Here is an 8,774-nt window from a genome sequence, read left to right as displayed (position 1 = left end):
CGCGCAGATTAATGTAAGGGGGGTGTTGTCGCTCGAAATGACAGTGTGCGATGGGGGTGGGGCAGGGTATGGCGCATGAATGCCTAGTGCGCGAGGTGTCACCGCAGATGAGATGCGGTTGGGATCACGAAGATCGGGTTGACGGAGCATGTGGCCGTGGATACAATGGAACATATGCCCGCGAAAAAAACGGACAAGCCTGCCCGCCCTCTCCCCTGGCCGGGATTCATTGCCGCATGTCTGTTCCTCGCCTTCATCACTTACCGGATAGGGGCTGCCGGACCGCTCATACCGATCCTGCTCGATGCCGGTTACGCGGAGGCAACGGTGACAGCTGCATTCGAATCTCCGCACACCCGAAGAGGCGGCAAAGAATTCAATGCGATCTACGAGTATACCGACGGCATGTACGATTGCCATGTATCGGACCATCCATGGCTGATCAACATCATGAGGACCAAGGGGGAGAAAGTTCGTGTTGCATACAAGCGTTCCGACCCGACACAATGTATTCCGACGGATACGATCTGGCAGAATCTGGTCTTGCTCCTGTTCTTCCTGCTGATGATGACCATGGCACGGCTGGGCATTTGGATCTCGCGGCCGATCGGCCTGTTCAGAAAAAGCCCCCCGCAGGATGAAAGTCCCGCCTCGGCATTACAAAAGTGACATGGGGTCATTCGCTTACCGAAGGAAAAGGCAGAGCATGCAGCATACGAGAACAGCAGAGCCGGTAAGTGCATTTGCAGCGCGCACTGGCGGGGCGAAGAGGAGCGCGAGCCGGAACGGGATGACCCCGGTAATGATAAGGGCGATGACAATGGAAAGCGGTGATGCATGCCCGAGATCGAGAAAGCGTCCGATAAGCGCGAGCATGCTATTGTTGAAAAGAAGCAGACTTCCGGCGATCATCACGGGGAAGAGGAACTGCATGAATTTAGCCAGGGAACCGTACAGACGCACTCTGATAAGCAGCGACTTCAGATTAAGCAGAATCACCATGAAGATGACACCGGCAAGCGGGGCGGCAATAAAAGCGGCAATGACATAGAACCCGTCAAGGTATTTCATTGATGCAGGAAGGAACGGCTTGAATATCATAAGGTAGAACATGAATGCCGTCGTCAGGATAAGACCGACTATGACAATACCAACCGCACCCTTATCCTCGCTTTTTTTAGTGTCGTTCTTTTGCGGTATTGTGATAAAACCGGTGATACCGCCCATGATGAGCAGCACGCCCGCCATGCATACAATGAACATCGAGACATGGTCGGTTCTTTCTGCATCGAATATCATTGTGCCCGTGGCGCTCATGAATGTCATGATCGCGGTCACTACATAGACCCCGACAATGATGCGCTTGACGAGCACGGACTTCACGGCTTCATAGCGGGAAAACATGCGGCTCATGTAGAACGGAAGGCAGAACGAGACGAGAAGATATGCGGTGAGGCGTGTCCCCTCGATGAAGGAAGTGTCAACCGTCACAGATCCCCTGCCGTAAAGCACGGTGAGCGCGGTGCCGACGGCTATCGCTGCGTCGAACAGTATCTCATTGAGATTCACGCGAGGGACTGCATATCTTTCAGCATCCATTGTCATTACCATATCATATGTTTATCGGCCGATCCGTATGGGTCCCGCTTTGGATATTCCTCGCCGGGGGTGCCGTCTACGAAATGTAGAACGGCTGGCTCCAGGATATCTCATCGCCCTCGCCGAGGCATTCGATCCGTACGTATTTCCACTTTTCATTGATAGTGATATCCGCGTTCGATGCCTTCACGTTCCTGAATACGATGCCGCCGTTGCCGATGAAGCGTATGAGCTTCGCGTTCTTCGTGCGTACGAACACGGTATCCCCGTCGCGGCCGATATCCTCGATGATCACACCGTGATGGCAGTAGAAATTCCCGTTCTTGAGCGCGGCAAGAATATCCTTCGCGTCGGGGCTCTTCGTGCGGACCACGTTCGCACAGTCGGACAGATGCGGCCTGTCGTGGAAATCCTGATTGCAGAACCCGAGCACGCGCCGGTCAGCCATGAGGAGCCGGTCCCATTTCGCCGTCGAGAGAGCGCTCCCGTCGAGGAATTCGATCACGCTGTTGAATATCTCTATCCCGTCATAGCGCATAAGCGACTGCAGTTTCTGCATGGGATAATGCTCATTGAGCTGCCAGTCGGGGTGATGGAGCACCACAAGGTTGCCGCGCTCGATGTTCCTGTCGATGAGCTCCTGCTGTGAAAGCGATGCGTCATAGAACGGCGCATCGACGCTTATCGCGCCCATGTGATCATATCCTTTGATGTCGATCTCAATCCCCTGGAGCATTGTCATGGATGACGTAGCGGCTTTCGTATCGATGTATACGTTATGGTCGGTTATTGCGAGAAAATCGAAGCGTGCGTCCTCGAATGTCTTGAGCACATCGGCTATCGGCATCTTTCCGCAGCCGCTCTTGTTCGTATGCGTATGCAGATTCCCTTTTCGCCAGGTGCCGTTCTTGTCATCATACAGGTTCTTCCAATTCATGCTCATCGCTTTACTCCTTGCGTATTGTTCTCCATGCTTACCGTGAAGGCCAGTTCGGCACCGCGTTCTCTTTGAACGGACCGGCGCGCAGCGCATCGATCTGCTCCTCGCTGAGCGTCGGGTAATAGTAGAGCGCAATGCCCTCAGGGTATTTCTTCAGCGCATACTCGATGAGCCGCGCTACCTGCATGGCATTGCGCGGTTTCACTTCGCCGCGTTCGCTCTCATAATTGCCGAGCATGAGAAGGGAACGGCCGGGGGAGGATAACGACGTTCGGCCCGCTTCGAATTTCGGGAAATTAGGCGTCCAGTCATAGTCCATGGTGTATGAGATATCCAGCCAGCCATTCTCGATCCAAAGCCATTCATTGCGGCCCTGTTCGGACAGTTCCGGCTTGGGGAGAGCATGTCCGCAGACGGAGAACACCGCTTTCGGGCGTGCCGCGCGTATCCCCTCGCTCGCACGGCGCACGATATCGGACACGGCGGCTTCCTGCCATTCGAGGAGCCGCGCGGTGAGCGCAGGCGTCATAGTTCCCTTAAGCTCGTCGATGTCGGCGTTGTACCGCTTTCGATAGAGCGCCCGTGCGGTCTCGGTGAATGAAATGCCCATGGTCCGAATATAATCGAGATTGATGCCGTCGACCGCATACTGCTTTGCGAACGAGGTTATCTCGCGTACGATAAGGTCGCGGTAGCCGGGGTCCTGAAGATCATACGCGCCCTTGGGTGATCCTTCTTTTGCGAATTCGGGGAACAGTTTGTTCTTTCCCTGCGGAGCCACGCAGAACCATGCATGCACTTCGATGCCGCGATCCTTCGCCCGCTGTATCATGACCGCGGTCGCATCGTTCGTTCCGGCGAAGTGCTGTTCGAATCTCGGCTCGACAGGAGAATGCGCAGAACGGAAGATAGCCCCGCGTCCGTGCCATATGCACGGCATATAGGCGTTGAAACCTGCGCGTTTGATCCTGTCAAGGACGACATCGCTCCCTTCGTCGAGGAATGCCCCCTTTTCATCAAGTATCATCCTGCTCTCGATCAGGCGGCCGTTCGCATCGCGGTTCATCGTACGGGTAAGGCCTTTGTCCTTGTCCGGAGCTTCGAAGAGCGCTACATCGCCTTTCTCTTCAATGCGAGTCGCGCTCGTGCGAATGCCCACGATGGTCACCGTGCACGGCGCCTTTTCCCGGAAGAAGACGTTCACCCGGAGCCCGTCGATGGAGTTCCAGCCCGAGGGCTTTCCCTCGGCACGTGAAAGGTTATCGAGGTGGAACACCACTTTGTTCCATCGTTCGGCTATCTGCGTGTACGGCTTGATGAGGTACCATCCGTCGCCGCTCTTGAAATAGAATGAGACGGTGCGTACGGCGGCGGCGTTCTCGATCTTCATCCACATGACGACCGAGACGGTGGACGACAGATCGATGGGGGAGAACGTCGTGTCCCAGTAATTACGCGGGGACTTCGGGTCAGCCTGCGAGTGGTCCGCGTTGAATTCGAACCCGTTCCCCAATTCGGTGGCAACGAAGCGCGGGGAGACAAGATCCGCAGGCGTTGCCTTCCACTCGGCACCCGATCGGTCGAACACGGACGGAAGATCAAAGGTGAATGCCGGCGCAAGGCAAAGCAGGAACAGCACGAATACCATCGGCAGCGGTCTTTTCATGGGACATTCTCCCCTCGTGCAGTAGTGACGCGTATCGCCGCTCCGCCTGTTCTGAGCGGCGGCAGCTTCCACAGATCTTCATCCCGGATGCCGATGCTGTCGAGCATGCGCACCGCAGGTCCGAAGTTCATCTTCGAGTAGTGGGCGCTGTGGCAGTCCGAGCCGATGCTGAGCGAAACGCCCGCTTGCTTAAGATATGCGACGTACTCGAGGTATTGCCGTGCAAAATGTTCGGGGTAATACGGATTGAGCAGTATCGCGGAGATATTGATCTCCACCGCCGTGCCGTGTTCGCGGGCGGCTTTGGCGAATTCATCGTGCATGCTTTGGGGGATATGCGTAAGATCATCGAACCACGGCTCGCCGTTGAAACGGCCTTTCTCATCCGCCCAGTGCCCCATCCACCACCAGGGATGTGCGACGATATCGACAAGGGGATGTGCGGCGAGGAACATGTTCTGCCGGTGATAATCCCTGATGACGGCATCGCGTTCGAACGGAACGTACATCGGCCAATGCGTGCCGCCGACGACATATTCTATACCGTTCGCGGCGATATCTTCTTCCGTCAGGCCGATAGCGAGCTCGCAATCCGGCTTTCCGCCCGAACGCAGACCGTACACGGGGTCCTTGTGAGCGCCCGTGCGTATCTCATCGATCTCCCATTTCGATACGCTGCTCACCTCCACGCCGAAATGAAAGCGTGGTGACGGCGTAGAGGCGAGATATTCCTTCCTGGAATTGACGATATCCGGAAGATTGAACGGAGTATGGAGATGATCGGTCACTCCGAAGTCGGTGACGCCGAGGGCAGGGGTTTCGGCCATGAGGTCGGCCATCGTCATGCAGGCACTGTCGCATGAATTCCTCGAATGGATATGCCAGTCGGATGTTATCCGCATAGGGAGCGCTCCATCAGTATGTTATCGAGTATATGACAAGTATCATTGATCGTTTCTCCGTCGTGTTCTCGGGATAATGCGGGAGCTCGCCTTCGAAGTAGAGACTGTCCCCTTTCTTCATCGCGATGGTCTCTTCACCCAGATGAAAATCGATCTTCCCTTCGAGGACATGGATGAATTCATCGCCGTTCGTCGTGACGCTCTTCCTCGTTGCATGCGCGGGTATCTCGAGCAGGAACGGCTCCATCGATCTCGAATTCTTTCCCTGCGCGAGCGTCCGGTAGACGAAGCCGGATTCCGGGTATTCACGTTCGATGATCTGGCCCGCATCCGCTTTCGTGAACACATATCGGCTGTCCGTCTTTGAACCTGCAAGGAGCGTTCCCGGTTCGGTCTCGAGCGCGGCAGCTATCTGATAGAGGAGCGGGAGCGAGGGCAGCGTGCGGAAATTCTCCACCTGCGAGAGGAAGCCTTTTGTCGTGCGCGATTTCTGCGCGAGCGCGTCGAGCGTAAGCCCTTTGGCTTCGCGGAGCCGTTTAATATTGAGAGCGATATCCATTGTGCCCATAGGTCAGCTCGGCAGCGAGAAGAATATGATGCATACCACCGCAAGCGCCATGCCGCATGCTTTCCGGAGGCACAGCCGCTCCTTGAGGAAGATGACGACGAGCGGGGCCGTGATGAGGAAACTGAACTGCGATATCGTTACCGCAATGCTTGCGTCCGCCGCGTTCACCGCGCATTTGAGGAAAAAGACGATGCCGCAGATGAGCGCGCCGGAAATGCCGGCATACCGGAAGACGCTCCTGCTCACGGCAAGCCTGCGTTCCCGGAGCAGATAATAGGTGATGCCGATAATGCCCCACCATAAGCCGCTCAGAGCGAGAAAGGCCTCGTTCGAGACCGCGTAATTGCTCGCCACCTTGTACGATATGCCCATCAATGCGCGCAGTACGGATGCAGCGACGAGGAGCAGGATGAATTTATATGCGATGCCTTTCGATGAACGTTCGCCCGAGAATGAGAAAAGGATTATTGCCGCGAGCGCGCATATAAGCGCGGCGCCTTTCAGAAGCGTGAACGATTCATGAAGGAAGAGGAAGGCGATGACGGCCACAAAGATCAGATTGAGACGGTATATCGTAGCGCCGATGGATGCACCCGTGCGTTTCATCCCCTCGACGAGCGCAATGTTCGCGAGCACCGAGACGATGCCGGCCGCCGAGCCGATAAGCAGTACCGGGGCTGAGAACGACAGTGTATGACGCAGCGCCCCGAGGATCAAAAAGAAAGAGAACAGGATAATGCCTATGAAAGCGAAGAGCAGACCGATGGGGCGCTCTTTTGCCCCGTATTTTTTGAATACGACATCATTGACGCCGGCGAAGCCCAGACTGAGGACGGCGAATACTATGCCCATGTTCCGATCGCATCTAAGTTAAACATGGTTTAATAATACTAAACATCGCGCAAAAGTCAAATTTATCGGATATTATTGCGTTCCCGCACGGTTTTGAGGTTAAATGATGCCTCCCCGTTGCGCGGCCAGGCGTTCACCGCCTTTACATAGGACTTCTCCGCCATTTCATAGTCCTTGAGCTTGTAATACGCATTCCCGGAAGCGAGGTAAAATCGCGATACCAGGGGTGCTTCTCGCGCATAGGAAAGCCCGAGCCGCCATTTGGAAAGTGCGGTGTTCATCTCTCCGCGGTCATAGAAATGGAGACCGAGATCGTAATACGCCACGGGGTTCCTTGGTTCAATGGAGATGGAGCGGGTGAAATTCTCAAGTGCCGTCTGCCCGTCACCCTCTTCATCATATATGACGCCGAGGTTCACGTAGGCGTCCGCGCGGTACGGATTCGGTGCGGCGGCAAGGTAGGCGAAATGACGCTTTGCCTTCGCATTATCGTTCATTTTACGGTAGAGCGTGCCGAGACGGAATATCGTTTCATGGTCGTTGCGTGAATGGGCGATGATGCCCTCATAGAGCTCGAGCGCATTGGGGGTATTACCGCTCTTTTCATAGTGTTCGGCGATGCGTATGAGCGGACGCGTGTCATTGGTATTGAGCTTGTATGCCCGTTTGAGGAGACCGATGCCCTCTTCCGGCATGCCGTACTTAAGATGTATTATCCCCGCGTTGTAATGCACGGCGCTGTCGTCCCGGGACAATCGCAGCGCCGACCGGTAACAGGCGAGCGCATCCTCGGGGCGCTTAAGGTCGTCATAGACATTGCCGAGATTGATGAGCGCGTTCTCGTAGATGGAATCGTGACGCTGCATGTCGACGATATAGCGATAGTGCTTCTCCGCTTCGAGGAGATTCCCGAGCCGGTAGTTGATGTCCGCTACCATGGCGATGGTCTCGTATTTATCCTTCTGAAGGTCGGCGAGCGCGCGATAGTAGGCGAGGCTGTTGGTGAGCGCTCCGCCGTGGAACGCAACTTCACCGAGCACGCGGAGGAGCGTCTTGTTCTTCGGGTCATGCAGAAGGGCCTGCGAGAGCACGCCGGATGCCGCTTCGTAATCGCCGCGATTGATGTACATGACGCCGAGATTATAGATGACCGCCGTGTTCCCCGGGTCGTTCTTGAGCGAGCGAAGATACATCTCCGCGGCCATATTGTTGTCGCCCTTCTCCGCGTAAAGGGTGCCGAGCTGCGCGTACACGCTCGCGGAGAGCTCCGCGTCGTACGTGTCGACGGCTTCCGTGAGCGTCTTGATGGCGCGGTCGCGGTCGCCGTGCTGATAGTATATCATGCCGATGCGCGCGAGGACGCGCTTGTTCGCGCGGTCGGCGGTGAGCACGCGCCGGTAATATTCCATCGCTATCTTGTAGGAGCGGTTCTGGAAGTATACGTCGCCGAGCGCGATGAGCGAGGGGGTGAAGCGCGCGTTCTTCCGCAGCGCCGTTTCATATGCGTGTATCGCCTGGGAAGTCGCCCCGGAATGCATAGCGGTATCGCCGAGATTATGCCATACATGCTCGGTGGCCTCACGTTCGCCGGCAAGCGATTCGTAAATGCCCATCGCTTTCGGGTACTGGCCGAGCTCGTCGTAAATGACGGCGGAAAGGAGGCGTGCGCGGTATACCTTCTTCCGGTCGCGCTCGTCACGAACGCCTTCGCGTATGCGCTCAAGCGCCTTATACGTTTCGCCGCGCCGGTAGAGCGCCTTCGCATCCTCATAGAAGTCTTTCTGCGTACGGAACACCATGGAGCGTATCGTCGTGTCGTCGGAGAAGAAGAGCACATACACGACGGCCGCTGCGAGCATGGCGGTCACCGCGGCGCTTATGGAGAGCGCAATGACGCGCGTGCTATTCCCGTTTGTCCCGGTCGATCCCATCGAGTATCCCGTTGACGAATTTATACGTGTCCTTGCCGCCGAATACCTTCGCTATCTCTATCGCCTCGTCGATTATCACCGAACGGGGCACATCGGGCTGAAAGAACATGGAGTAGATGGAAAAGCGCAGTATCGCCCGCTCGATATACCCGATGCGCTCTATGTTCCAATTCGTTGAATGCTTTACGATGACAGGATCGATGACGGAAAGCTCGGCAAGGGCGCCGGTGACGAGTGCGGTGGCGAATTCCCGTATCGTGGGGCGTATGCGCTTCTGCTCGAAATCGAAACGGGTGAGTTCTTCGATCGTGGGCTT

General features: G+C 56.1%; 9 protein-coding genes. 1 reads left to right on the top strand and 8 read right to left on the bottom strand.

Annotation, left to right across the window (positions count from 1 at the left end):
• Positions 1-150 precede the first annotated feature (150 nt).
• On the top strand, positions 151-669 hold the full coding sequence (locus AABZ39_10640; protein ID MEK6795226.1) for a hypothetical protein: 519 nt from the start codon (positions 151-153) through the stop codon (positions 667-669).
• Between the two features lie 15 nt (positions 670-684).
• Here the strand turns inward: AABZ39_10640 and AABZ39_10635 are convergent, their stop codons facing one another.
• The 8 genes from AABZ39_10635 to nusB form a co-directional block, all read right to left on the bottom strand.
• Positions 685-1,599 (bottom strand): hypothetical protein, encoded by a 915-nt coding sequence (locus AABZ39_10635; GenBank protein MEK6795225.1) that lies wholly within the window; start codon positions 1,597-1,599, stop codon positions 685-687.
• Positions 1,600-1,675: 76 nt separating this feature from the next.
• The gene (locus AABZ39_10630) at positions 1,676-2,542 is read right to left on the bottom strand and encodes a CehA/McbA family metallohydrolase (protein MEK6795224.1); all 867 of its coding nucleotides are present in this window, start codon (positions 2,540-2,542) and stop codon (positions 1,676-1,678) included.
• Between the two features lie 31 nt (positions 2,543-2,573).
• Complete coding sequence (locus tag AABZ39_10625; GenBank protein MEK6795223.1) at positions 2,574-4,205, bottom strand: family 10 glycosylhydrolase; 1,632 nt, start codon at positions 4,203-4,205, stop codon at positions 2,574-2,576.
• Complete coding sequence (locus tag AABZ39_10620) at positions 4,202-5,107, bottom strand: hypothetical protein (protein ID MEK6795222.1); 906 nt, start codon at positions 5,105-5,107, stop codon at positions 4,202-4,204. The genes AABZ39_10625 and AABZ39_10620 overlap by 4 nt, the downstream gene beginning before the upstream one ends.
• A gap of 13 nt (positions 5,108-5,120) precedes the next feature.
• Positions 5,121-5,675 carry an XRE family transcriptional regulator gene (locus AABZ39_10615; GenBank protein MEK6795221.1) on the bottom strand — a complete coding sequence of 185 codons (555 nt, stop codon included), beginning with the start codon at positions 5,673-5,675 and terminating at the stop codon, positions 5,121-5,123.
• A gap of 3 nt (positions 5,676-5,678) precedes the next feature.
• Positions 5,679-6,527, bottom strand: a complete 849-nt coding sequence (locus AABZ39_10610) for a DMT family transporter (GenBank protein MEK6795220.1) — start codon at positions 6,525-6,527, stop codon at positions 5,679-5,681.
• Between the two features lie 62 nt (positions 6,528-6,589).
• The gene (locus AABZ39_10605; GenBank protein MEK6795219.1) at positions 6,590-8,458 is read right to left on the bottom strand and encodes a tetratricopeptide repeat protein; all 1,869 of its coding nucleotides are present in this window, start codon (positions 8,456-8,458) and stop codon (positions 6,590-6,592) included.
• The coding region (gene nusB / locus AABZ39_10600; protein MEK6795218.1) for a transcription antitermination factor NusB at positions 8,430-8,774 on the bottom strand (345 nt) is incomplete at its 5' end. The genes nusB and AABZ39_10605, both read right to left, overlap by 29 nt.

The sequence above is a fragment of the Spirochaetota bacterium genome, assembly GCA_038043445.1.
Taxonomy (GTDB): domain Bacteria; phylum Spirochaetota; class Brachyspiria; order Brachyspirales; family JACRPF01; genus JBBTBY01.
Note: the sequence above shows the minus strand (reverse complement) of the source record. Positions and strands in the feature narration are given on the sequence as shown.

Coding starts and splice junctions, on each gene's coding strand:
- AABZ39_10635 (MEK6795225.1), bottom strand. CDS start 1,599: ATGGATGCTGAAAGATATGCAGTCCCTCGCGTGAATCTCAATGAGATA.
- AABZ39_10630 (MEK6795224.1), bottom strand. CDS start 2,542: ATGAGCATGAATTGGAAGAACCTGTATGATGACAAGAACGGCACCTGG.
- AABZ39_10625 (MEK6795223.1), bottom strand. CDS start 4,205: ATGAAAAGACCGCTGCCGATGGTATTCGTGCTGTTCCTGCTTTGCCTT.
- AABZ39_10620 (MEK6795222.1), bottom strand. CDS start 5,107: ATGCGGATAACATCCGACTGGCATATCCATTCGAGGAATTCATGCGAC.
- AABZ39_10615 (MEK6795221.1), bottom strand. CDS start 5,675: ATGGGCACAATGGATATCGCTCTCAATATTAAACGGCTCCGCGAAGCC.
- AABZ39_10610 (MEK6795220.1), bottom strand. CDS start 6,527: ATGGGCATAGTATTCGCCGTCCTCAGTCTGGGCTTCGCCGGCGTCAAT.
- AABZ39_10605 (MEK6795219.1), bottom strand. CDS start 8,458: ATGGGATCGACCGGGACAAACGGGAATAGCACGCGCGTCATTGCGCTC.